This is a genomic window from Pedobacter sp. (genome assembly GCF_045627485.1).
Lineage (GTDB): Bacteria > Bacteroidota > Bacteroidia > Sphingobacteriales > Sphingobacteriaceae > Pedobacter.
Window position 1 is genome coordinate 57,800 of sequence record NZ_JAZQNU010000135.1, and the last position, 24,700, is coordinate 82,499.

Annotated in this window: 17 protein-coding genes and 1 pseudogene; 6 read left to right on the top strand and 12 right to left on the bottom strand. The window is 38.1% G+C overall.

The features are described 5' to 3' along the window. Nucleotides 1-12: 12 nt before the first annotated feature. The 8 genes from ACR2F3_RS10435 to mscL all read right to left on the bottom strand — a co-directional run bounded on the left by ACR2F3_RS10435 (nucleotide 13) and on the right by mscL (nucleotide 12,306). Complete coding sequence (locus tag ACR2F3_RS10435; RefSeq protein WP_432709917.1) at nucleotides 13-1,119, bottom strand: glycosyltransferase family 4 protein; 1,107 nt, start codon at nucleotides 1,117-1,119, stop codon at nucleotides 13-15. After that, the gene (locus ACR2F3_RS10440; RefSeq protein WP_432709918.1) at nucleotides 1,113-1,976 is read right to left on the bottom strand and encodes a glycosyltransferase family 2 protein; all 864 of its coding nucleotides are present in this window, start codon (nucleotides 1,974-1,976) and stop codon (nucleotides 1,113-1,115) included. Before ACR2F3_RS10440 ends, ACR2F3_RS10435 begins: the two co-directional genes overlap by 7 nt. Before the next feature lie 17 nt (nucleotides 1,977-1,993). After that, nucleotides 1,994-3,163: a DegT/DnrJ/EryC1/StrS family aminotransferase gene (locus tag ACR2F3_RS10445; RefSeq protein WP_432709919.1), complete on the bottom strand. Its 1,170-nt coding sequence runs from the start codon at nucleotides 3,161-3,163 to the stop codon at nucleotides 1,994-1,996. Continuing rightward, a complete protein-coding gene (locus tag ACR2F3_RS10450) occupies nucleotides 3,160-4,602 on the bottom strand; it encodes a lipopolysaccharide biosynthesis protein (protein ID WP_432709920.1) in 1,443 nt (480 codons plus the stop codon). The genes ACR2F3_RS10445 and ACR2F3_RS10450 overlap by 4 nt, the downstream gene beginning before the upstream one ends. Before the next feature lie 188 nt (nucleotides 4,603-4,790). Next, nucleotides 4,791-7,085 (bottom strand): GumC family protein, encoded by a 2,295-nt coding sequence (locus ACR2F3_RS10455; RefSeq protein WP_432709921.1) that lies wholly within the window; start codon nucleotides 7,083-7,085, stop codon nucleotides 4,791-4,793. Between the two features lie 25 nt (nucleotides 7,086-7,110). Continuing rightward, nucleotides 7,111-7,836 (bottom strand): polysaccharide biosynthesis/export family protein, encoded by a 726-nt coding sequence (locus tag ACR2F3_RS10460; RefSeq protein WP_432709922.1) that lies wholly within the window; start codon nucleotides 7,834-7,836, stop codon nucleotides 7,111-7,113. A 582-nt stretch (nucleotides 7,837-8,418) separates the two neighbouring features. After that, the gene (locus ACR2F3_RS10465; protein WP_432709923.1) at nucleotides 8,419-11,430 is read right to left on the bottom strand and encodes a protein O-mannosyl-transferase family; all 3,012 of its coding nucleotides are present in this window, start codon (nucleotides 11,428-11,430) and stop codon (nucleotides 8,419-8,421) included. Nucleotides 11,431-11,862: 432 nt separating this feature from the next. Continuing rightward, entirely contained in the window at nucleotides 11,863-12,306 is a 444-nt protein-coding gene (gene mscL, locus ACR2F3_RS10470; protein WP_432709924.1) for a large conductance mechanosensitive channel protein MscL, read from the bottom strand. Nucleotides 12,307-12,474: 168 nt separating this feature from the next. On the opposite strand from mscL, the gene rpoN reads away from it, so the two are divergent. Beyond that, nucleotides 12,475-13,944 carry an RNA polymerase factor sigma-54 gene (gene rpoN, locus ACR2F3_RS10475; RefSeq protein WP_432709925.1) on the top strand — a complete coding sequence of 490 codons (1,470 nt, stop codon included), beginning with the start codon at nucleotides 12,475-12,477 and terminating at the stop codon, nucleotides 13,942-13,944. Between the two features lie 72 nt (nucleotides 13,945-14,016). Here the strand turns inward: rpoN and ACR2F3_RS10480 are convergent, their stop codons facing one another. Continuing rightward, a complete protein-coding gene (locus ACR2F3_RS10480) occupies nucleotides 14,017-14,484 on the bottom strand; it encodes a response regulator (protein ID WP_432709926.1) in 468 nt (155 codons plus the stop codon). A gap of 267 nt (nucleotides 14,485-14,751) precedes the next feature. Here ACR2F3_RS10480 and ACR2F3_RS10485 point away from each other — a divergent pair, with 267 nt between their 5' ends. The 5 genes from ACR2F3_RS10485 to ACR2F3_RS10505 are packed head-to-tail and all read left to right on the top strand — an operon-like array spanning nucleotide 14,752 to nucleotide 21,408. Beyond that, nucleotides 14,752-17,079, top strand: a complete 2,328-nt coding sequence (locus ACR2F3_RS10485) for an Rv1355c family protein (protein ID WP_432709927.1) — start codon at nucleotides 14,752-14,754, stop codon at nucleotides 17,077-17,079. Beyond that, a complete protein-coding gene (locus ACR2F3_RS10490; RefSeq protein WP_432709928.1) occupies nucleotides 17,079-17,777 on the top strand; it encodes a hypothetical protein in 699 nt (232 codons plus the stop codon). The genes ACR2F3_RS10485 and ACR2F3_RS10490 overlap by 1 nt, the downstream gene beginning before the upstream one ends. Further along, nucleotides 17,774-19,927, top strand: coding sequence for a sensor histidine kinase (locus tag ACR2F3_RS10495; RefSeq protein WP_432709929.1), 2,154 nt, complete (start codon nucleotides 17,774-17,776; stop codon nucleotides 19,925-19,927). Before ACR2F3_RS10490 ends, ACR2F3_RS10495 begins: the two co-directional genes overlap by 4 nt. Before the next feature lie 7 nt (nucleotides 19,928-19,934). Then, on the top strand, nucleotides 19,935-21,020 hold the full coding sequence (locus ACR2F3_RS10500; protein WP_432709930.1) for an ATP-binding protein: 1,086 nt from the start codon (nucleotides 19,935-19,937) through the stop codon (nucleotides 21,018-21,020). Then, entirely contained in the window at nucleotides 21,004-21,408 is a 405-nt protein-coding gene (locus ACR2F3_RS10505; RefSeq protein WP_432709931.1) for a response regulator, read from the top strand. Before ACR2F3_RS10500 ends, ACR2F3_RS10505 begins: the two co-directional genes overlap by 17 nt. A 19-nt stretch (nucleotides 21,409-21,427) precedes the next feature. Here the strand turns inward: ACR2F3_RS10505 and ACR2F3_RS10510 are convergent, their stop codons facing one another. The 3 genes and pseudogenes from ACR2F3_RS10510 to ACR2F3_RS10520 form a co-directional block, all read right to left on the bottom strand. Continuing rightward, nucleotides 21,428-23,065, bottom strand: a complete 1,638-nt coding sequence (locus ACR2F3_RS10510; protein ID WP_432709932.1) for a TldD/PmbA family protein — start codon at nucleotides 23,063-23,065, stop codon at nucleotides 21,428-21,430. Between the two features lie 59 nt (nucleotides 23,066-23,124). Beyond that, nucleotides 23,125-24,441 carry a TldD/PmbA family protein gene (locus ACR2F3_RS10515; protein ID WP_432709933.1) on the bottom strand — a complete coding sequence of 439 codons (1,317 nt, stop codon included), beginning with the start codon at nucleotides 24,439-24,441 and terminating at the stop codon, nucleotides 23,125-23,127. Between the two features lie 2 nt (nucleotides 24,442-24,443). Continuing rightward, nucleotides 24,444-24,700 (bottom strand): annotated as a pseudogene (locus ACR2F3_RS10520) (TldD/PmbA family protein); the annotation flags it as partial.

Here is a 24,700-nt window from a genome sequence, read left to right on the forward strand (position 1 = left end):
ATGGGGAATAGATTAAATGTGGTTTTGTATAAGATTTTCCCATTTAGCAAAAGTATTCTCCAGGGAATTAGTCTGATTTATCAATTGAGCATTTACAGAAATCTTAATTTTAAGGACAGGATCACTGATTGCTCTTCTTATTGCTTCAGAAAGCTGTTTTACATTATTTACTTTCACCAACAAACCATTTTTCTCATGCTCAATGATATCAGACGGACCATATTCACAATCATTAGCCACACAAGCACAACCTAGACTCATTGCTTCCACAAGCACATTTGGATAACCTTCATTTCTTGACGACAACACGAATAATTCGGCTTGTTTATAGTAATCCTGTAGATTATTTTGGTAACCGATCAATTTTACCCTATCGTTAAGACGCAAGCTATTAATTTGACGCTCCAAATTTTTACGTTCTTTACCATCACCTAAAATCAATAGGTCAACATCATTTACCGCTAATTTCGAAAATGCTTCTATTAACAAATCGAAGCCCTTTTGATGGTCTAAACGTCCTACACTTAAGATAAATTTACGGGGATATACGCTTTTCAAACTAGCAGGAATGAACTGACTCACCGGATTATTTATAACTTCAAAATTGTTTAATCGCCTAAATGATTTATTTTTTCTAAAACCATCAACCATTCCCTTTGACGGGATAACTATTGCCTTTGATTTCCGGTATATATGAGCGGACACCCACCTTAAAAAGCTATTTAATTGATTTACAGTGTAATCAGGTGTAACACGTTCAGAGACCAAATAAGGTATTTTTAAGATATTACAAGTAAGCCCTAACCATAGATTAGCAGATGTCATAAAAGACACTACGCATGCAGGCTTTTCGGTGAATAATAAATAAAGTAGCTTAAAAAATGTAACGCCGCCATACCATATCCGATAAAGTATATGCTCATTCCTTTCAGAATTTATCAGGGAAATGATTTTTATTCCGCTCTCCAAAAAATATGCAGGTTTAGCGTCATTTAAACTAACAATGGTGACTTCATACCCCTTTTTATAAAAATAGTTGACGAGATTTGATATTACGCGTTCTGCTCCTCCTCCATTGAGGCTATTAATTGCAAAAAACAACTTAGGTGCTTTTACCATAATTTTGTGATAGTTTGAAATGCACTACTGAAATTAAAGTACCTGATGTCGAATAAAAAATATTGCTTTAAATAGATATACAATAATTGCCTTTTTTGAAAGGACGAGTACTTGAAATTCTTTATTGTCAATTTGAAATCGCTTATTATCCGCGATTTTCGCACTTTTGGATCTATCATACTCCATATTCCGCCTTTGTGGTAACGATAAGAAGCCATTACATCCGGAAGCACATAAATCTTTTTACCTGTATTTGCTACCGCGTATAGCTTCAGAAAAGTATCGGTACCGTAAGTACTCGTATACCAACTCTGGGCCATTACATCCCTTACTTCTTTAATGTTTCTCATCATTAAAGAACATATTCTTGTTTCCTCCCTTTTCCCAAGTAAAACATCTTTATAACCGAACTCCAATGCTTCAGGATAACCCTTTAAATAAACAGTATTACCCTGGTCATCAATTACTTTAGTATGATGACAACAGATAACATAATCTTCGTTTGCTTCTAAAAAATCTACCTGTTTCTGTAGTTTAGTAGCGTCAGTCCAATAATCATCACCATCACAAAGCGCAACATACTTTCCTTTTGCCCTTGTTAATACATCGATATGATTCCTTATCCCTCCAATATTGTTTTCGTGGCTAATCAACGTAATTTCGCCGGGATACCGTCCGCAATAGTCCTGAATGATTGATTTTGTATGATCCGTAGAACTATCTTCACCTATAAGAATTTCGTACTTAAAATTAGTTTTCTGCATTAAAAAACCTTCTAAAGCTTGAGCAATATAACATGCGTGGTTATAAGTAATACAACACACAGATACCATCAGATTTTCTTTAGATTTTGCCATTATCTGTTCTTTTGAAGTTAGTGTACATCGTTCTGCAGACCTGCAAACTCAGTGTGTAAATAATTTACAGGAGTGATCTGATTATTATTTGCTGTTTGAGCAGGTTGATAATAATTTTGTACCCGCAATATTATTCTGGCGATTAAATCAAGGTCACTGCATGTTAAAGTATGATAAAGTGGTAAACAAAGGATTCTTTTAGCTATAGAATCACATACTGGCATGTGGACTCTCGTAACAAAAGGTAGTGTTGATAAGGATGGATAAAAATATCTTCTACAATAAATCTTCTCATTCTCCAGTGCTTTTAAGCACTTTAACATTAAATCCTGGCTATCAAAAAGTACAGGAAAGTATGCATAATTATAATCCAGATCTTCGTTTAATTTGGGATACTTAGCTTTTAGGGTACTTAATGCTTTCCAATAATAAAATGACAACAGCCTCCTTTTGTCTAAAATTTCATCCACCTCTTTCAGGTTACACAAGCCCATAGCTGCGTGAAACTCACAGTTTTTACCATTTATCCCAAGTTCAGAAAACTCATCAGGACCGTCGTGACCAAAGTTCCTCATTAAGGCCAATTTTTTCAATAATTCGGGACTATTTGTAAAAACTGCCCCTCCTTCAATGGTATGAAATACTTTTGTAGCATGAAAACTTGTGGTACTTATATCTCCATATGCAAAAACAGATTTGTTCTTATATTTAGTACCAAAACAATGCGCAGCATCATAAATAACTTTTAATGAATATTTATCGGCAATTTCTTGTATGTAATCAATATCACAAGGATTCCCATAAACATGTGTAGCTAGAATAGCTGATGTTTGAGGTGTTATCGCTGACTCAATTTTTTTAGGATCTATATTAAAAGTTCCTTCATCAATATCTACAAAAACAGGCTTGCATCCCTCCCAAATAATGCTATTTGTTGTAGCAACAAATGAGAATGGTGTAGTAATAATTTCTCCTGTTAAACCAAGTGCTTTAATAGCAAGTTGTAATGCCAATGTGCCATTTGAAACAAAAAGTAAGTGTTTAACATCCAGATAATCCTTAAGCCTCAATTCAAGTTCATTTACCAATGGACCATTATTAGTGAGCCACTGCCGTTCCCAGATGCTGTGAATGTATTCTTCAAAATCGTGGATTTTTGGAAGAAATGGTTTGGTTACAGGTATCATTTAGTTAAGATTAATTGTTTAAAATCATTAATTGGTGCAAGTCTTAAATATGTACTGCTTACCAGGTAAACCAGAAAGAAAAAAATACCGTTTATGATTATGCGGATAAGGTCAGGAAATTGAAGTCTGTTGAAGCAGAACATATCAGCCAAATAGCACAACAGCCCAGTGAATGCGGATGCCATTAAAATAGGTAATACATCAGAAATCTGTTCCCCTATTGAATAGTTGATGATTTTACCACTGTATATGGAGTTTATATAATACGCTAGGAAACTGAAGAGCAATTGGAAATATAATAGTCCATATATACCTAATGGAAACACACATAAAATGCCAACTACACAAATTATTTTTTTTATTAACTCAAGCTTTAATATCAGATCGCTCCGTCCTTTTACCTTTAAAATATTAAGATTATAAGCATGTAGTGGGTATATAACACCTGCTATGCATAAAATCTGAAAGTATGGAGCTGCTGGTACCCATTTACTGGTGAGTAGAAATCCGAATAAAGGTTCTGCTATAACAGCCAGCAAAATCAAGACCGGGGCATTCCAAAAAAGTACTTGTTGCATTAATTTCCTATACACCCCTTTCAGTCTCAAGTTATCATCAGCAATTGAAGCGAACATTGGATAGGTAACTTTGTTTATGACTGCAGAAATATTTGTAATTGGCAATTGACTAACTGAATCTGCCCTCGAATACAACCCGAGTTGTATAATAGAGAAGTTTTTACCAATTATTAATACATAAATGTTTTTGTAAAGAATTTCAAGCAAACCAGTTAAGGTCATTTTATAACCAAAAGAGAAGTGCCTTTTAAAACAAATCTTGCTAAACATCCAGTCAGGTCTCCAGTCAGAATAAATCCAGTGCATTACTGTAGACAAAAAAGACTGAAATAAGCCCATCCATACTAAACTCCACACTCCATACCCATTTAGTGCTAAAAAAACACCAAAAAAACCTCCAACCAGTACCGCAGGGACCTGAATTTTCATCTGAATTTTGAAATTCATCTCCTTAGTCAACCGGGCATTCTGAACGCTAAAAAATGCGTTAACAATAAACTCTAAGGCATAGATTCTTAAAATCAGTGAAAGTGCATCCTGGTTATAAAATGAAGAGATCAAAGGGGCACACAGGTAGACTATTACATATAAAATTACACTCCCAACAAGATTAAAAAAGAACACAGTGGAATAGTCTGCCTGGCCTAAATTAGAGGAACGTATTAATGATGAAGTTAGACCACCTTCTAATAACGAGTTACCCACCGCTATAAATACAGTTAACATTGCAATTAGGCCAAATTCAGCAGGCAATAAAATTCGGGCTAGTATAATGGTTACGCCAAAACCAATAAGTTGTACACTAAACTGTTGTGCAAAATTCCAGGTTAGTCCTGAAATCGTCTTTTTCCTTAAGGACATGGTCGAAAGTTTATTTCTGAACGGAACCTATTAATAACATGATGACCGGGCAAAGCTTCGCTACCTCACTTACATGATATTTGGTAGCTTTAAGAAAATTATACCTTTTACTTCTGATTTTAGATACATACGGTCATTTACCGGTCTCTCACAATCCCCACCTCAATAGCAAATTCAATTATCTACCCTTAAGATGGGTATGCATACCCACCATATCTGTAAGAACTTCTATTTCCCTTTTTAGCATCATTCAGTACAATCATTGGATTTACCAACCTCCTACTCTCACAGATCCCTTCAAATATGGCCAGGTCTGTCTTATTTGTATAATTATACCTAACCAGGTAAATGCTCGAATCCGCGTACTCAGACAATTCAAAAGCATCAGAAACATGTCCAACCGGCGAGGTGTCCACAATGATATAATCAAATCTTTTTTTAAGCTCATGAAATAAGATCTTCAGCTTCGGACTCTGTAGAATTTCGGAGGGGCTATCTGATATTTCACCACAACCAATTACATACAAATTGTCAGATTGTGGTGCTTTAATCAACATATCCTCAATATCAGCTTTCTCTGATTTCAAATATTCAGAAAGCCCTATTTTAGCTTTTAAGTTCATATTATTCAGCAAATCGGGCTTACGTAAGTCGAATTCAAGTATCACCACCTTTTGTTCGATTAAAGACAAAGTAATACCCAAATTGATACTGAAAAACGTTTTGCCTTCTCCTTTAGTTGTAGAAGTTACCAGCAGAACTTTATTGCTCCCCTTGGTATTCATAAATTGAAGGTTGGATCGGATATACCTGAAGAGTTCTGAGATAGTTGTACTCTTCCCTTTATGAACTACGATGGACGCTCCGATTGTCTTATGACTAAGCTCTCCCAAAATTTTCCCGTTTGCTGCAATGTATTCGATATCGTGAATGTCTTCAATTTTATCATTCATCTTATCTTTCACATAAAGGATAGAAAATGGTGCAAAAAAACCAGCAAACATACCAAGCATATAAACCAAAGCTACTCTAGGTTTTGCCGGATTAGGATCATATCCAGGCCTGGCAATGACTTGAGAAGTAGGTATCGTTGCAGATAATGAAAGTTCTGTTTCTTCTCTTTTTTGAAGCAGATACTGATAAAGCGTAGTCTTAACACTTTGTTCTCTGCTCCGCTCAATTAGTCCTCGTTCAATAACAGGAACGCTGTTCAACTCCGCTGCAAATTGATGTGTTTTATTCTTTAGGGTATTCTGCTCAAGAAGTAGCCCTTTTTTTATCGTATTTAAGTTCTCAAGAATGCTTGATTTCATGCCATTTAATTGCTCGGTAAGATTGACAACCAATGGATTGCTGGCGCTATTATTACGTAATAGCCTTTGTCTCTCGATCTGTAAACTGTTGAACCGTTCAATTAAACTAAGCAATGTTGGCTCTTTAATACCTAGTGTGCTTGGTACAAGTCCAAATTCACTATTTCCATTTTTTAAATAAGATATGATAGACTGGATAAGATTTAATTGCACTTCACTTGTAGAAAGCTGCTCATTGTAACTTCCGGAAGATTCTAAGTTCATCTGCGCATTCACACTCAATTCAGTAACCTTATTGTTTCTTTTATAATTCTCAACATCATGTTCTGCCCCCGACAAATTAGTAGTTAATACTTTTAATTTGCTGTCGATAAACTTTATCGTATTTAATGCCATTAAATTTTTATTGCTAACATTCTCCATATTATACCTGTATATTAATGAGGTTAGCAGATCCACGCCTCGTTGTGGTATAGCATCTAATACACTCATCACAACCGTATTTGCACCCTTTACCACTGGTAAAACAATTAAGCCACTGGCACTGTAGTTTTGTGCCAATACATTTAGATCTACAAAACCCACATGTAAAGTTTTATCGCCGACTTTAAATTTGGGCCCCTTTAGCACCACAATACTGAATTCCGGTCTAACTATCTTACTCCCAAATTTATAAATGGTTTCCTTCCCTTTTTCACCAAAAATAAATTGGTTGTCATTTATTGATGTTAGCGTAAGTTTTAATTTATAAGCTTCATCAGAAAGTTCTTTTACAACAACTTCCATTGGTAAAGATTTTCCATATAATTCCTTCTTTTTTAGTGGAAGGTTATGGAAGTAATTAACATTCATTTTAAGATCTTTCAATACTTTATAAATCAAATCCCTGGATCTCATGACCTCCATTTCGTCATCAACACTTTTTGAAGTTCTAAACATATTAAGATCACTAAAAGCAGTACCTTTTAAAAGTCCATCTCCTTTTGAATCGTCCTGTACTAGTAATGTACTGGTCACTTTATATTTAGATACGGTAATCTGAAGATATAGCCAGGCACATCCCAGGCTTATCATTAATGCAAGTAGGAAGAGGTACCAATACTTTGCATATTTTACAACCTGCACCATAAAGTCCTGATTGTTGTTGGGGATTTGTTTTTGATAAGTCATCGCAATAAATCTTAAAAATTTCGCATTACCTATTTAAAAATGTGGTTGCCAATACAGCAACTGCAGATATTGCTGCAACCACAAGTGGCATCAACCGGTTATTATTACTTACTTCAACAGACTTTGCTTTATCAGGCTCCACATAGATCACATCATTTTGCTTCAGATAGAAGTAGGGAGAATTAAGTACATCTTTGCTATTCAGATTAACACGTACCATATTTCTAACCCCATCTATTTCTCTGATCACCAAAACGTTTTCTCTTTTTCCATATGCCGTCATATCGCCGGCCAGTCCAAGAGCTTCTAATAGATTAATCTTTTCGTTGGATACTGAAAATGTTGAAGGATGATTAACCTCGCCTATCACTGTAACTCTGAAGTTCAGGAACTTAATATTTACAATTGCATCACTTACATATTTTCCGAGGCTGGTTTCCATTAACGATTGGGCCTGGCTCAACGTTAAACCTTCCAACTTAACCTGGCCTAAAACAGGAAATTTAATACTCCCTCCATTATTTATCCTGTATCCTTCCCTTTCATAAACGCCATTTATTGTGGGATTACTTGGTACAGAAGCAAATAGAACATTTGATTCCGGACTTGTCGTGTTGACAGTAATGCCTAATACATCATTTTTGAGAATTGTAGGTTCACCAGCATCTAAAACCTGTGACGTGTTTTCGCGGTTTCCTTTCAGATCACTGAAATAGACTAGATTTCTTTGCCGGGAACAACTACTTAACATAATTACTATTAAGCAGCATACGATAAATTTTATATTCATTTGGATTTAAATTAGCAGCAACCTGGGTGATTAGTTTCCATTGGTGAATTTACATACTAAATACAAGCCAGCATCACGCTTTCCGCAGTTGTAACGCATATTGTAACTACGTAATCGTTAACGATATAACCCTGTAAAAACAACTTACACAAAGCACGTAAATGGGGTTTTCGTTTCTGTTATTTAAATCAAAGTATTGTTTTAATCGGTTTAGAATAACTTAAGTTAGTACTTATCAGTTTTTACCTCATAAATGAATTAGTAAGGCCCTAAAAAGGTATTTTTGAAGGCTCCAATGGGTGATAATTTACTGAAACTCAACTAAGAGTTAATGCAGCCAGGGAAAATATTAAATATAACGGTGGTTGTGACCAAATTTTAAGCCTACCCAAACTTGGCTATTTAAATGTAGAATTCGCAACCAACAAAACGGGAGGATAAAAAGAAATTTTAACATTAATGGAAGTCAATTTTTTAAAAACCGCCTGAATGTTCAGTAATATCGTTTTAATCGCCGCTTGCCATGGTGTAGTGAATGATAGTCTAGGTATACGAAAACCTCATCTTCATTTTTTTTAATTCCTTTTCTAATTGTGCTCCTAATGCTGATTCTCCATTTTGAATGGTTAGTCGCACCATTTCGTTTAAAAATGTCAACCCGAATCGAACATTTTGGTCTTCAACATACCTGTTTTTTACCGCTGACACATCTGCTATATAATTAAGCTCTTTCACTATGTTCTCTGCAGATTTTTCTATCAGCGCGTTTGCCCGTCGTTTATCATCTAATAAATAAAGATTCTCCGCCATAAAATATAATCCCGCTGACGACCGCATTCCGTATAATTTATTGGGAATTACTTCAAAATAGCGGTCGACCAAATTCCTCGCTTCATTTTGCCTGCCATTTTGAATTAACGCCGACGTGGTATCATTTAATAGCTTTGTGAGCATGGATATATGCTTTTGTGAATCGGTATCTAAGTAATTTGCATTTTTAAGGTTCCCCCACTTAAATTTAATCATAAGGTTGTTGTAAAGAACCGGCGCATTTATAGCTTCTGCTTCAGGAGTGGCATCCTTTTCAAGAGGCATTAACCGCAGCACCAAACCTTCATTGTATAAATAATCATCTAGTCCATTGTACTGTTCCCTGGGCATGCCACTCGTAAAATAGATTGGTCTTTTCCAATTATTATGCACCAGGATGTCAAACATAGCCAGGGTCCCTTTAGTCACATAAGATTTATTAAAGGTCCATTTCAAAGCTGGCGCTATCAACCCAGTATCCGAAGGGTTTACAACCTTATTCTTAACCACATCAGCTTTGTTAATGGTAAGCTTAAAGTTTTTTGTGGGTATGAAATTTTCAAACCTTCCATTCTGCATTTGAATCTTGTCTACCTGATTATCAGAAAGCAACACCTCAAGAATGCTTTTAAGCTCTACAGGTCCGGCAATCTTATAATCCTCATAATACATCACATCGCGAACACCCTGTACATATTGCGATTCTTTCATTGATATCGGCAGGGGCTCAGATTCGTTCTGCTCACGTTTCATTCCGTTGATATACCAGTCTGCATCAAACAAGCTCAAATTCACCAGTCGAATATCCGGGCGTATATTTTCTACTTCCTGCGCATACCACAAAGGATAGGTATCATTATCCGCATAGGTAAATAAAATAGCATTCGGGGCACATGAATTCAGGTAATTTACTGCAATATCATGTGCAACTAATTTATCACTTCTGTCATGGTCATCCCAGCCGCCAATAGCCATGTTTAATGGTGCGGCAAGTACAGCAAATGCGGTTGCCGCAATGGCAGCCGTTTTTGAACTTACCTTTTTTACCAGCCAATCATGTACTGCCAATGCACCCATCCCTATCCAAATGGCAAATGCGTAAAACGACCCCACGTAGGCATAATCACGTTCCCTCGGTTCCAGTGGTGTTTGATTAAGGTATAAAACAATTGCAAGGCCGGTAAATAAAAACAAGAGGCATACAATACCAGCGTCCCTTTTATTACGCTTAAACTGCCATACTGCCCCCATTAAACCGAGGATAAGCGGCAAAAAGAAAAATCGGTTATAGGATTTGCTTTCGGTAATAGAAGGTGGAAGTTGATTTTGGTTGCCCAGGCGCAAAGCGTCAACCGGTTTAATGCCACTTAACCAGTTACCATCAAAATAATTCCCAAATCCCTGTTCATCATTTTGCCGGCCTACAAAATTCCACATAAAATAGCGCATATACATATGGCCAATCTGGTATGAAAACAGAAAACCTATATTATCGATAAGGCCTGGGAAATGACTATCATCAAACCTCATCCAGTCCTTATAAAATGCAGCATGCGGTGCTTTATCACTATGCATCCTTGGCAATAAGGTGGTTTGCTCATACACATAGCTAGCCTTTACATCTGCAAGCTCGTATTTATCCTTTCCTTTTCTATAAATATTACCGTCTTCCTTTATAGCAACAGGCTCGGAGTTGTAATTAGGTCCATTTAATAATGGCCGGTCACCATACTGTTGCCTGTTTAGATAACCTAGAAGTGAAAAGGCATTATCCGGATCATTGTTATTTAAATTTGGGTTTGCCTGTGCCCTGATCACAATCATTGCAAATGAGCAATATCCAAAAATAATTAAGCTAACTGACAGAAAAGCCAGGTTTAAAACCCTCCGTTGGTGTTTTATAGAAAACCAGATGCCATAAGCCAGACTACTTACCAGAAGAATCCCGAATACAATTATGCCGCTACCAAAACCAAAGCCCAGCGTATTGACAAAAAACAAGTCGAAATAAGCACCAAAGGACACTAAATATTGAATGATCCCAAACTGTACAATAGCAACTATTAAAATGCCAGCGAGTAAGGTTTTAATAATTCCCCAATTTGTAACAGTTGCTGTCTTTTTAAAATAATAAACGAAAACAATTGCTGGTATGGTAAGCAGGTTTAATAAATGAATACCGATCGAAAGCCCCATTAAATAGGCAATGAGCAACAACCACCGATCTGCACCGGGCTCATCTGCCACGGCCTCCCATTTTAAAATAGCCCAAAATACAACGGCGGTAAACAGCGAAGAAAGTGCATACACTTCCGATTCTACTGCAGAGAACCAAAAACTGTCTGAAAAAGTATAAGCAAGAGCACCTACTACACCTGCACCAATAATACTTATTATTGAAGATAAAGATATATCCTCATTTGCTTTTATCAGCGACTTTTTAGCTAAGGCAGTAATTGTCCAAAACAGAAACAAAATGGTAAAGGCGCTTGCCAAAGCGGAACCTAAATTCATAAAATAGGCGATTTTTGTTAGATCACCCATTGCAAATAACGAAAAAAACCGCTCCAACATCAGGTATAACGGTGCTCCTGGCTGATGCACGATTTGCATTTTATAAGCCGAGGCTATAAACTCTCCGGAATCCCAAAAACTAACGGAGGGCTCTAAAGTTAAAATGTAGGTTGTAGCTGCAATCAAAAAGCACATCCAACCGGCCAGGTTATTAACTTTTGAATAATTCATAGTGTTGAAAATTGAAACTCAAGTGATGATTACCAATACCCGACAAAACGAAAAGAATCAAAAAAAATAAGCCCTGAAAACCAATCCGTTACTTCGTGCACGATTACTTAAATATAGGAAGCTTTAAGGTCTCAAAATGTTATTTTTTGTTAAAATTTAACCTTGGTATCATAAGGATACATCGCATATTAATCTCTTAATTGGTAAAACACATGTAAGCAAGCTCCTCGGCACTAACATAGTTATCACTGTTAACAAGTTTAAATCACCACAAATCGTATCCTTTCTTCGACAAGAACTATCATTTTACGTTTTCCTTTCACGAAAACAACCAGCTTAATTATTAGCTTAAGCTTTAAAACAATAAAGGCCATTACATCAAACATGTAACGACCTTTTCCAAATAAACCTTATCCTAATATAATGTGCTTTCTATATTTTTGCTTTTAGCAAATCTCTGATTTCAGTAAGTAATATTTCTTCTTTATTCATAATCGGTGCTTCTGGCTCAGCTTCTTGTTTTCTTTTCAATTTGTTAATGCCTTTAACCATTAAAAATATGATGAATGCAAGAATGATGAAATTAATTACTTCGGTCGCAAAATTTCCCCATGCAAATACTGGCCCTATCTTCCTGGCATCATCAAGTGATGCGGAGGGATTATTCTCCATGAACGTTCGCACTTTCTGACTTAAGGGTAAAAAATAATTGGTAAAGCCCTTATCACCAATAAACAAACTTATTGGAGGCATGATTAAATCATTTACCATGGAATTCACTATTTTACCAAAAGCGCCTCCAATAATCACACCCACTGCCAAATCAATTACATTCCCTTTGACAGCAAACTCTTTAAACTCTTTAACGAAACTCATAACTTCTGTTATTACTGTTAATATATAACTAAATTTATAAATTATCTGGGAGTTATTGGCCTTTTATTATGAAATAAAAATCAGTATATTAACATAATACTTTATGGGCCATTAGCTTTTATCTAAACCAAATGCTTAATTTTGAAACAGGTTTAATGCCTTTCTAACATGCTAAAACAACATTTACAACAAAAATTACTTCAGAAATTATCCCCTCAGCAAATTCAGTTTATCAAATTGCTGCAGGTTCCTACCGTGGCATTAGATACCCGGATAAAGGAAGAACTTGAAGATAATCCAGCGCTGGAAGATCCTAGTTTAATGATAGCTGAGGAGCCTAAAAATGAATATGATGATTTAAACGATACGGCAGATGATTTTGATTCTTCTTCCAAAGAAGAGAATACCGATGAGTTTAATGTGGATGATTATTTACAAGACGACAATCAAAATGATTACAGCACTTCTTATAACAACGGAGATGATGATGATGATAAAAAGGAAACCCCTATTGCTATAGAGAGTACCTTTTTTGAGAGTTTGCAGGAACAACTGGACCTGGTACCTTTGTCTGATCAGGACTTTATTATTGGAAAACAAATCATCGGAAGTTTAGATGATGATGGTTACCTGCGCCGCCCAATTACATCGATGATTGACGACCTTGCTTTTTCACAAAACGTTATTGTAGACGAAGAAGAAGTATTGGATATGCTCAGGATTATTCAGAGTTTCGACCCTCCGGGAATAGCTGCAAGGGATTTACAGGAATGTCTGACCCTACAATTGAAACGCAAGGAACAGACTCCGCTCATTACTAAAGCGATTATGGTTGTAGAAAACTACCTCGATGAGTTTACCCGCAAGCATTACGACAAGTTAGAGAAAGCACTTAACCTGACCAGTGCTGAATTAAAGGATATCATAAATGAAATTTTAAGGTTAAACCCGAAACCTGGCGACTCTAACCAGGTGACCACTAAACAGCTTCAGGTTATACCTGACTTTCATATTTCTAATAATGATGGTGTATTGATATTAACCTTAAACTCAAAAAATGCACCTGAACTAAGGGTTAGCCGCTCCTATATTGACATGTTTGAGCATTATGACAAGGCTGCAATGAAAGATAAAAAGTTAAAAGAAGCCGTACAGTTTGTGAAGCAAAAGCTGGATTCAGCCAAGTGGTTTATCGATGCCATTAAACAAAGGCAACAAACTTTGCTTAAAACCATGAATGCCATTATGCAGTACCAGTATGAATACCTGCTTACTGGTGATGAGCGTAAAATGCGCCCCATGATTTTAAAAGACATTGCCGACAAGATTGACATGGATATCTCCACAGTGTCGAGGGTAGCAAACTCTAAATACGTACAGACCGAATTTGGCACTTTCCTATTGAAGTCTTTCTTCTCTGAAGCGATTCAAACCGAAAATGGTGAAGAAGTTTCAAATAAAGAAGTGAAAAAAATTCTGGAAGATTGTATAGGCCACGAAGACAAGAGAAAACCACTGGCAGACGAGAAATTGACCGAGATTTTAAAAGAAAAAGGGTATAACATTGCACGTAGAACCGTTGCAAAATACCGTGAACAAATGAATATTCCTGTAGCCAGGTTAAGAAAGGAATTATAATCCTTAAACTACAAGGCCACTACATGAAAAAGGCGATTAACATTTGTTAATCGCCTTTTTCATGAATCGTTTCTACGATAATAGGTTTTGCCTCAACAAGAATTCCAGTTGCTCATTTGCTACAAGCAACTTTTCAGTCAGCTCCCGGTTTTCTTTTCTTAGCATATAGATCTCAAATGCTTTTTCAATATTAATTCTTAAATCTTCATCCATCCATGGTTTCTGGATATAACGGTATACTTGCCCCTTGTTAATGGCATCGATTACCGCATTGATGTCTGCATATCCAGTCAGTAATATTCTAATCGGGTCAGGGTACATGGGTATAATAGACTCCAGGAACTCAATCCCCGTCATCACAGGCATTCGTTGGTCGGTGATAATAACATGAATTTCTTCAGTTTCGATCACTTTTAAACCTTCTGCGGCAGATTCTGCTGTAAAAACAGTAAACATTCGCCTAAATCCAGCTTTAAAAGAGTTCAAATTATGAACTTCATCATCTACATACAGTACGTTAATTTGTGCGTCTGGGCTCATGGGCAAAAAGGGAAATTTTTATAAAGATATTGCTTTTACTGTATTTAATATACCCTGAGGGTTAAAAAACTATGCCTTTACCTAATTTAACACCACAATCAAAGTTATTTATTAGCAAAAGTTACTGAAAATCAATTTATAAGGACACAGAATATGTTTGTTAAAGAAAATAAATTATTTTCTCATTCTTTATCTCTTAAAAAATTCTAATTTTATGGAATTTTAGCAGAATTACCTAGTGAACACACCCTAGATTCCACAGAACAGATGTATTTAAACAGCGATTTAAATAAGTTTATTAAGCAGGTTACAAGAGAAACAGAAACTATTAGCAACAGTTATACACCAGTATTTTACCGCATAACAAACCCAGACGATGCCACTGCGTTTCTGAAAATATTAGGAGAAAAACGCCATATCAAGGTGTTTGATTCAATTGACAATCAATTACAAGATTTACTTAAGTCACTAAATCCGAAGAAAATATTTGAAGCCGCTGAATTAGAGGATGCAATAGACGCTCATTTAAATGGTGTAGAGCGTACAGACTATGGCGTTTGGGTTTATTACCCATGGATAGATGCTATCGTTCACATGTTAGATGAACAGGAGTTTATTGCAGTGCGCACCAACAGAAATAAACATAAAATTACGCAGGCAGAGCAAGACAACCTTTCCGAGAAAAAAATTGGGGTAATAGGTCTGTCTGTTGGCCAATCGGTTTCCCTAACCCTTGCTATTGAGCGGGGTTGTGGTGAGCTTCGTATTGCTGATTTTGATGTACTGGATTTAACAAATTTGAATCGCATCCGTTCGGGGGTACATAATGTTAGCCTCAAAAAAACAATTATTGTTGCCCGTGAAATCGCAGAAATAGACCCTTTTCTTAAAGTCACCTGTTTTCATGATGGCATTACTGAAGATAATATAGATGATTTTTTAACCGGTAACGGAAAACTGGATCTTTTGATAGACGAGTGTGATGGCATAGATATCAAAATACTTTGCCGCACAAAAGCTAAAAGATACCAGATACCGGTATTGATGGAAGCCAGCGATCGTGGCACCATAGACATTGAACGGTTTGACCTGGAGCCGCAACGCCCAATATTACATGGCAAAATTGAACACCTTGATCTTTCAAAAGTAAAACACCTCAAAACAAATGAGGATAAGGTCCCTTATATTTTACCGATTGCCGGTGTAGAAACCTTATCGACCCGCATGAAAGCTTCCATGCTGGAAATTCAGCAAACCATTACTTCCTGGCCGCAACTGGCTAGTGCTGTAACCTATGGTGGTGGTATCACAGCTGATTTATCACGCAGGATATTGCTTAACCAGCTACATGTTTCAGGACGGTTTTTTGTGGATATGGAAGAAATCATCTGTAACCCTGATCACGAAACCGAGGTTACGCCCCCGGTGATCGAAAAAGGTATCAGCTTTGAAGCCATCGAAGCCAGCGTTGTTCGGGCTACTTACCGTACAAATCCCGAAGCCATTGTTTTAAAACAAGATGAACTCGACGAAATTATCGCCATTGCACAAAGGGGTAGTTCGGCGGGAAATAACCAACCCTGGAAGTGGTTCTACGAGCAAGGTAAACTATTCCTGTTTCATGATACAGAACGTTCCTTCTCTTTTGCAAACCAGGATAACTGTGTGGCCTATCTTGGCTTCGGTTTAACGTTGGAGAGCATCCGCCTGAAAGCAGAAAGCCTCAATTTAAATGTTGATGAGCAAACTTTTCCTGATCCTTCAATTCCCACTTTAATTGCTGTCCTGCAATTTATAACACGAGAAGAAACCTCAAAAGACCCCTTAGCGCCTTACACTGCGATACGACATACCAGCAGAAATATTCCTAAAATAAATAATCCGATTAGTGATGCAGATATCCAGGCACTACATGAGGAAACTTCAAAGATTGAAGGTGCAAAATTACACCTGGTTACCGATGAGCAGGCCATAAAAAACATCGCATCAATTATGGGAGAGGCAGACAAATTGCGTCTATTTACCCCTACCGGTCACCATGAGTTGTTTAACTTGGAACTTCGTTGGAACAAAGAACATAGTGAGACCACCGGCGATGGTTTAGATCTGGAATCTTTCGAATTAACCCCAGGTGAAGCAGTGGGCATGCGCATAGCTAAAGATCCTAAGGTAATGCAGTTACTAAAAGAATGGAAAGGTGGTGCAGGCCTGGAGCGACTTTCCAGGAAGTCGGGATTGGGTGCTTCTGCTATTGGTTTAATCACCATGCCCGCTTATAACGCTAAAAATTTTATTGATGGTGGCAGGGCAGCGGAACGCTTATGGCTAACGGCTAATAAAAACAATATTTCGCTTCACCCCATGACAGCCAGCATCCTACATTTCAACGTGCTGAAACACGGGACTGCACTGAACAATGATCCTTTTTTAAGAGAAAAGTTCGGCCAGTTAAATGATATTTTTTACCAACAATTTAATCAGGTACGTTCTAACGAAGTGTCCGTATTTCTGTTCAGGTTATTCTACGCAGAAAATCCGACAGCACTTTCACAAAGAAAACCGCTTTCACAAATATTTAAGTCTAAAAACAACTAATGGTACGATTCAGGGCATTTAAAGCAACCGATGATGAGGCTTCCTGCCTCAAGTTTATTGAAGGTCACAGAAAAGTACTTGAGATTTTCGGCATCACCATGATTACTTCGGCTAAACACGAATGGGTAAATCATAATAACACCTATGTTATTTTAGTGGAGTCTTTGGAAGATGGCAGAGCGCTTGGCGGTGCACGGATTCAGATAGCCGATGAAGATTTAGCGCTTCCAATTGAAACGGCTATAGGCAAACTCGACGTGAACATATACAGGCAGCTGGAATACAGAAAACCCCTCACCGGTGAATTATGCGGTTTATGGAATTCTAAAGAAATTGCAGGATTTGGCGTCGGCAGTATTTTCCTCATCAGAGCGGCTGTAGCACTTGCTCATTCACTTAACCTGACCAGCCTTTTTGCATTGTGCGCACCGGCAACGGTCAGAGGTGGTAAAAAAACCGGCTTTGACATCAACATAGAACTTGGTAACAACGGGCAGTTTTATTACCCAAAACTTGACCTTATTGCTACAGCGGTGATTATTGATAACCTGCGCACCCTGGAGAAGGCAGACCCGGATGTGAAAGAACTGGTTTTTGACCTGATCAACAACCCTGTTCAGGTAAGGCATGAGAAAAGTCCAAAAGGCGATATTGTGATTACTTATGAACTCCAGATCCCTAAGATGGTAAGCCAGTGAGATTAATTAAATATATATTACTTCTTTCCCTTTGCCTCACTTCATTCAGTTGGGCCAAAGCAGACACATCACAAAGTAAACTTAACTTCCATGAGGACAAGCAGGTCAACATCAGCAACCAGGTTGGTGTTTTCGAAGATCCTGGCCGAAAGCTTACTTTACATGAGGTTATAGCAGCAAATAAATTCACCCCAAATAAACAGAAGGTTGCCAATGTAGGACTTACCTCCTCCAGGGTTTGGGTAAAACTTCAGACTTATCATCCCGATCGATCAGAAGACGCCTATCTGGAAGTAAAAAACCCGACTTTCGATAAGATTACTCTTTACACGCCTAGCGCTGGTAACCAGATGATAGAGAAAGTTTCGGGGCAGGCAGTAGCGATTTCAAAGCGCGATTTCCCACATCAGAATGTGATTTTCGAACTGTCGCCGGGCAATAAGGATACCTTAACTTCTTACCTGAGCATCGAGTCTGTTAACCCCGTTACCCTTCCGGTATACATTGGAAACCTGCAATCGACAATAAAATCAGTGTGGTTAGAAGATGTGGTCTTCAGCTTATACATCGGATTAATAATGACGATGTTTGTGTATAACATCTTCATCTATTTTACCGTTCGCGACAGGAGTTACCTTTTTTACGTCATCTATATCGCCTGTGTCGGATTCACTCAGATTTCCCTTAAGGGCTATTCGATGGTGTTTTTTTGGAAAGACAATTTATGGCTTAACAACCAGGGTACGGTGTGTTCCATTGTGTTCGTAGGTGTGGCATCAATTCTGTTTACCAAAGAATTTTTACATGTTAAAGGATATTTTAAACAACTTAATCGATTTTTAAATATCCTGATCATCTGTTATGTTCAAGCCTTACTGGTCAGTTTTGTTGGGTTTCCAAGGCAGGCGCAAATTTTCCTGCAAGTCTTAACGTTAACTGCGGCCATCGCCGTGATTACAACCGGTGTATTGGTATATCGGAAAAACTACAGACCAGCTTTATTTTTTACCGTTTCCTGGTCTTGCTTTTTAGCAGGGGTCATTATCTTTATATTGAAAGATGTAGGTGTACTACCTCCTACATTCTTAATTAATAACGCGATCCTGATTGGTTCGGGCCTGGAAGCTGTATTGTTATCCTTTGCACTGGCAGACCGGATTAATATCTTAAAAAAGGAAAAAGAACACTCACAGGCAGATGCGCTACGCATTCTTACAGAAAATGAAAAACTGGTAAGAGAACAAAATGTGCTGTTAGAACAGAAAGTAAAAGAGCGTACAGAAGACCTGGAGAAAGCAAACAATACGCTTAACACCGCCATTGTAGATTTAAAAGAAGCACAGTCACAATTGGTTGATGCAGAAAAAATGGCTGGACTTGGTCAGCTTACTGCGGGTATTGCCCATGAAATCAATAATCCGATAAACTTTGTGACCTCTAATATCAAGCCGCTCGCTTTAGATATCGATGAGCTTAACGAAGTAATTACGATGTATGAAAAGATTGACCGTAATGGTGATTTAGAACAGCAGCTAAGTGCCATAGAAGCCTTTAAAAGACGTATTGACATTAGCTTTGTAAGGGATGAAATTAAATCGCTGTTGAGTGGAATTGGTGAAGGTGCGCAGCGAACAGCAGAAATTATAAGGAGTTTAAAAAACTTTAGTCGCCTGGATGAAAGTGATACTAAGCCTGTGGACCTTAATGAGGGTTTAAATTCCACCCTGGTCCTTATACGAAGTACTTTCCCCTCAAACCTGGAGGTGATTAAAGAATATGGTGAACTCTCGCTGGTAGAGTGTTTACCCGGCAAGATAAACCAGGTGTTTATGAACCTGATTACCAATGCTATACAAGCCATCAAAGCAAAAGATGTGCAACAAGAGAAAGAATTCCTTAAAGTGAGCACCTGGCAGAAAGACGATCATGTATTTGTGAGCATTAAAGACTCTGGTATGGGTATGACGGAAGAAATTAAGCAAAAAATATTTGAACCATTTTTTACAACCAAAGATGTAGGTGAAGGAACAGGTTTAGGATTGTCAATTGTTTTCAGAATTATAGAAAGCCACCAGGGCAATATTGATGTTATAACAAATATCAATCAAGGTACAGAATTTATTATTACATTGCCTGTAACTAAAAAATAAGTCGGTTATGAATGCACCTTCGGTAAAAATTCTTTACATAGATGACGAAGAAAACAATTTACATGCGTTTAAAGCGAGCTTTAGGAGGCAGTACGAAATATATACTGCAATATCCGCAGCTGAAGGATTAAAAATACTTCAGAACGTCACGGTGCATGTTATCATTGCCGATCAACGGATGCCCGGAATAACAGGTGTGGAGTTTTTCAAAAGCATCATCACAACCTACCCGGATCCGATCAGAATATTATTAACCGGATATACCGACATTGAAGCGCTTGCAGATGCTATCAATAATGGGCATATATACCGCTACCTCACAAAACCCTGGAATGAGCTTGAACTGCACAATACTATAAAAAACGCTTATGACGCTTACAAAGCGAAGACCGATTTACGTGATAAAGTTGCAGAGCTTGAAAAAACTAATGATGAACTAAACCGATTTATCTATAGCATATCGCATGAATTGCGCGCGCCTCTGGTATCGGTTATGGGCATTGTTAACCTGGTTAAAATGGAGGATTTGTATTATTCAAGCGGCGAATATTGGGGCCTGGTCGACACCTGTTCCAATAAACTTGACTATTACATTCAAAAAACCTTACAATATTATAAAAATAATAAAATTGAATCGGATCAGTCGGAGATCGATTTTAACCAGCTGGTAGAAGACCTGATTCAGTTAAACAGTTATGCGGATAAAGAAACGAAATTTACGGTTTCCATTGAACAGGACCATGTATTTGTCGGAGATGCTTACCGCATTGAAGTGATTCTTGGCAACCTGATTTCTAACGCCATCAACTACCAGAAAGTTAATGAACCTAATAAAAAGGTAGACATCCATGTATCGGTAACACCGGAGATGGCTGAAATCAGTGTAAACGATAATGGGATTGGGATTTTAGAGGAACACTTGGAAAAAATTTTCGCTCAATTTTTTAAGGCGAAAAATCATCATGGCAGTGGCTTAGGTTTATTTATTGTTAAAGAGGCCTTAGATAAAATAAATGGAAAGATAGCCGTCAAATCTAATGCTACAGAGGGTACCACTTTTAAAATCAAAATCCCAAATGCTCAATTCGACTAACAAACTTCGTCAGGTAATGCTGATCGATGATAGTGCGATTGATTTAAAAATCCACAGCAAAATATTATCACTTCATTACCCGGGACTGGAAATTATTACCTGCTTATCTGGTGCAGAAGCCTTAGGAATTTTAAAAAAAAATAAGGACCTGCCCAAAGAACTTCCAGACTTAATTCTTCTTGATATTCAAATGCCTGAGATGGATGGATTTGAATTTTTAAATAAATTCACGAAACTACCACCAGTAGTCATCGATAAATGTGCTGTGGTGATGTTATCCTCTACCCTGGATTATGGCGACATTATCCGGGCACAAGCCAACAGGCATGTGATAAAATTGCTTAAAAAGCCGCTAAACCCGCTTGACCTCAAAAGAATAACAGGATAGACAACCTTTTAAGCAATCATTATATTTTTCGGCCTGTGTTAATAACATTGACACCATCAAACCTTGTAGTTGGTGAACCATGTGAAACCGCACTAACCTGGCTTGGCTGGCCCTTGCCATCGGCAAATGTTCCACCCAAACGGTAGTCGCTCTTCCCACATAACTGGGTACAGGAGTTCCAGAATTCCTGAGTATTACTTTGGTAAGCAGCATCTTTAAGAAGTCCAACAATCTTACCTTCTTTAATTTCATAGGCCAGTTGTGCACTGAACTGGAAGTTATATCGCTGCTGATCGATCGAGTAAGAATTACGTCCAAACATATAAATTCCTTTCTCAACATCTTTTACCAACTCTGCAGCCGTAAGTGAGCCTTCGTCCGGCGCTAAGGATACATTTGGCATTCGCTGGAAGGGAATGCTATCCCAACTGTCGGCATAACAGCAAGCTTGTGAGGCTTCCAACCCGAGAATATGCGCCTGATCTCTGATGGTTTGATAGTTGACCAGAATCCCGTCTTTGATAATGTCCCAGGTGCCGCATTTCACCCCTTCATCATCGTAGCCTACCGCACCAAGAGAACCCGGTTCGGTTTTATCAGCAACTACGTTAACCAGTTTACTGCCAAAATTAAACTTCTTGCTTTCCCATTTATCAAGTGTTAGAAAACTTGTGCCTGCATAGTTTGCTTCATAACCCAATACACGATCCAATTCTGTAGGATGCCCAACAGATTCATGAATAGTTAAAAATAGATGCGATGGATCCAGCACGAGGTCATATTTCCCTGGCTGCAAAGGTTTCGCCTTAAGCTTTTCGGTAATATGAACTGCGGCTTCCTTTACATCTTCCAGCATATCGTAACGCTTTTTGTACATCGTTACAGGTCCGCCCTTAATTTTTTCGCTTTCTTTTGGTATCAGGTATTCATAACCCAACCCCATCGGTGCACTAAATGCATTACGGGTTTCAAACTTTCCACCTGCAGGATCAATTTTGGTTACCGTAAAGGTTGGCCAGATGCGATGTACATCCTGATCAATATAGGAACCCTCTGTGGAAGCAAAATACTTCTGCTCATTCACCATAAAGATGTTTGAATTCACATATTTGGCACCAGCCAACATGGCTTCACTGTTTACTTTCAGCAACAGGTCGATTTTATCCTTAATCGGTACTTCAAAGGCATTAATTTCTATTGGGGTTTTCCAACTTACTTCACCGAAACCCTGTTGTGGGGCCAGCTGTACTGGCTCTGTTAATAATTTAGAATTCCCTTTAGCAATGGCTACCGCCATTTCAGCAGCCCTGGCAATGCTGTCATTGTCGAGGTTGTCGGTAGCTGCAAAGCCCCAGCTGCCATTGGCAATCACGCGAACACCCATGCCATACGACTCCCGGTTAGCGATATTTTCTACCTGCTTCTCGCGTGTAGCCACAACCTGGTTTAAATACCTTCCAATCCTAATATCGGCATAGCTGGCACCTTTTGATTTTGCGGCATTCAAAGCCACATCAGCCATTTTCTTTTTTAATGCAATATCAACGGGCGTTAATGCCGCTTCTACAGAAATATCCTTCCCAAAAAGTGGAATACCCTGTACCATGGAGGCCCCAAGACCAATCCCGGTCATATATAAAAAATCTCTTCTTCTCAATTTCGTGGTATCGTTAAGTCATAAAAGAAGCGATGGCCTCTGCCATCGCTCATAATTTTTTAAACTGCGTCTGAAAGGGAAGTAAAGGTGAAGTCCCTGATTTTCATCGGTGGAATCATACCACTGCCTGTCCTTACCGGTTTACCTAAAGCCTCCACATTATTTAACATAATGACCGGACTCTCATTAAACCTGAAGTTTTTAACAGGAAACTTGATTTCGCCGTTCTCAATGTAGAAAGTACCATCGCGGGTAAGGCCGGTAAGTAATAAAGTTTGTGGATCAACAGAGCGTATATACCAGAAACGGGTAACAAGTATCCCTTTCTCCGTACTTTTGATCAGGTCCTCCAGCGACTGTGTGCCACCTTCCATCACAATACTTCTGTTAAAAGGAATTGGAGCCACGCCTTTTTGCGCTGCCCAGTACCTGGAATAGCTTAGGTTTTTAACTACCCCTTTTTCCACCCATTGCGTTTTATTTACCGCAACTCCATCACCACTCCAGGTAGCCGAAGGCACTTCCGGATGCATAGGATCAGAATATATGCTCACGTTATCAGAAAACAACTGTTCGCCAATTCGGGTACCACCCCCAGGTTTACTCATAAAACTTCTGCCTTCATCTGCACTTCGGGCATCAAAACCCCTAAACATATTTCCTAACATATCACTGGCAGCCAAAGGCTCCAGAATAACGGTATATTTACCTGGTTCAATGGCTTTAGCACCGGCAGAACCTACAGCTTTTGACGCTGCAATTTTACTTAAGGTAAGTGTATCCATTTTATCCAAATCGTTAAAACCTTGCTCTATATAACCTGAACCGGTACCTTCCTGGTTTCTTACGGTTACAGAAAAGGAAACGTCCGTGCTTTTATTATAGGCAAATAAGCCTTTAGAGTTCATCACCGACCTGAACATGGTAGAGTTTTCTAAAAAGCCCGCAGCTTCAAGTTTTGCTGCCTTTGACACTTGTAAGCTTTTTGCTACCATATCCGCCCTGGTATCTGGTGTGATTGCTGCCGTTTTTGCATTAAAAGTAGGCGACTCTTTGAAAGTCTGAGGGCCCAATAATGGCATAAACTCCGGGTTCTCCGGTGCCAGCATTGCCAGTTCCTCAGATCTTTTAACTACTTTCTGCAATGACGCATCATCAAATTCATTAATGCTGGCCATTCCTGTTTTTTTACCATAAGTTGAACTTACAGATAAACTCATCACGCTGATTTGTCCGGCAGTTGATACGGCATTTCTTGCATAACGTATGTTACCACCATCTGATCCGCTTAAACTTAATTCGCAGGAATCTGCTTTAGAAAAGCTTAGTACTTTTTTTAATATTGCCTGGGCTTCTTCTTTACTTAATATGGCCATAATTATATCTTTCTTGCTGTATTAATAACATTAACTCCATTAAAACGTGTCGTTGAACTTCCATGAGAAACGGCACTACTTTGTGCTGGCTGACCTTTACCATCGTTAAAGGCACCTCCCAAACGGTAATCACTTTCATCGCAAACTGCGGCAACTGAGTTCCAGAATTCCTGTGTATTGCTTTGGTAGGAAACATCGTTCAGCATGCCCACAATTTTCCCTTCTTTGATCTCATAAAACAGCTGACCGCCAAATTGGA

Coding starts and splice junctions, on each gene's coding strand:
- mscL (WP_432709924.1), bottom strand. CDS start 12,306: ATGAGTTTCGTTAAAGAGTTTAAAGAGTTTGCTGTCAAAGGGAATGTA.
- ACR2F3_RS10490 (WP_432709928.1), top strand. CDS start 17,079: ATGGTACGATTCAGGGCATTTAAAGCAACCGATGATGAGGCTTCCTGC.
- ACR2F3_RS10460 (WP_432709922.1), bottom strand. CDS start 7,836: ATGTTAAGTAGTTGTTCCCGGCAAAGAAATCTAGTCTATTTCAGTGAT.
- ACR2F3_RS10480 (WP_432709926.1), bottom strand. CDS start 14,484: ATGAGCCCAGACGCACAAATTAACGTACTGTATGTAGATGATGAAGTT.
- ACR2F3_RS10445 (WP_432709919.1), bottom strand. CDS start 3,163: ATGATACCTGTAACCAAACCATTTCTTCCAAAAATCCACGATTTTGAA.
- ACR2F3_RS10500 (WP_432709930.1), top strand. CDS start 19,935: ATGAATGCACCTTCGGTAAAAATTCTTTACATAGATGACGAAGAAAAC.
- ACR2F3_RS10465 (WP_432709923.1), bottom strand. CDS start 11,430: ATGAATTATTCAAAAGTTAATAACCTGGCCGGTTGGATGTGCTTTTTG.
- ACR2F3_RS10435 (WP_432709917.1), bottom strand. CDS start 1,119: ATGGTAAAAGCACCTAAGTTGTTTTTTGCAATTAATAGCCTCAATGGA.
- ACR2F3_RS10485 (WP_432709927.1), top strand. CDS start 14,752: ATGTATTTAAACAGCGATTTAAATAAGTTTATTAAGCAGGTTACAAGA.
- ACR2F3_RS10515 (WP_432709933.1), bottom strand. CDS start 24,441: ATGGCCATATTAAGTAAAGAAGAAGCCCAGGCAATATTAAAAAAAGTA.
- ACR2F3_RS10450 (WP_432709920.1), bottom strand. CDS start 4,602: ATGTCCTTAAGGAAAAAGACGATTTCAGGACTAACCTGGAATTTTGCA.
- ACR2F3_RS10505 (WP_432709931.1), top strand. CDS start 21,004: ATGCTCAATTCGACTAACAAACTTCGTCAGGTAATGCTGATCGATGAT.
- ACR2F3_RS10440 (WP_432709918.1), bottom strand. CDS start 1,976: ATGGCAAAATCTAAAGAAAATCTGATGGTATCTGTGTGTTGTATTACT.
- rpoN (WP_432709925.1), top strand. CDS start 12,475: ATGCTAAAACAACATTTACAACAAAAATTACTTCAGAAATTATCCCCT.
- ACR2F3_RS10455 (WP_432709921.1), bottom strand. CDS start 7,085: ATGACTTATCAAAAACAAATCCCCAACAACAATCAGGACTTTATGGTG.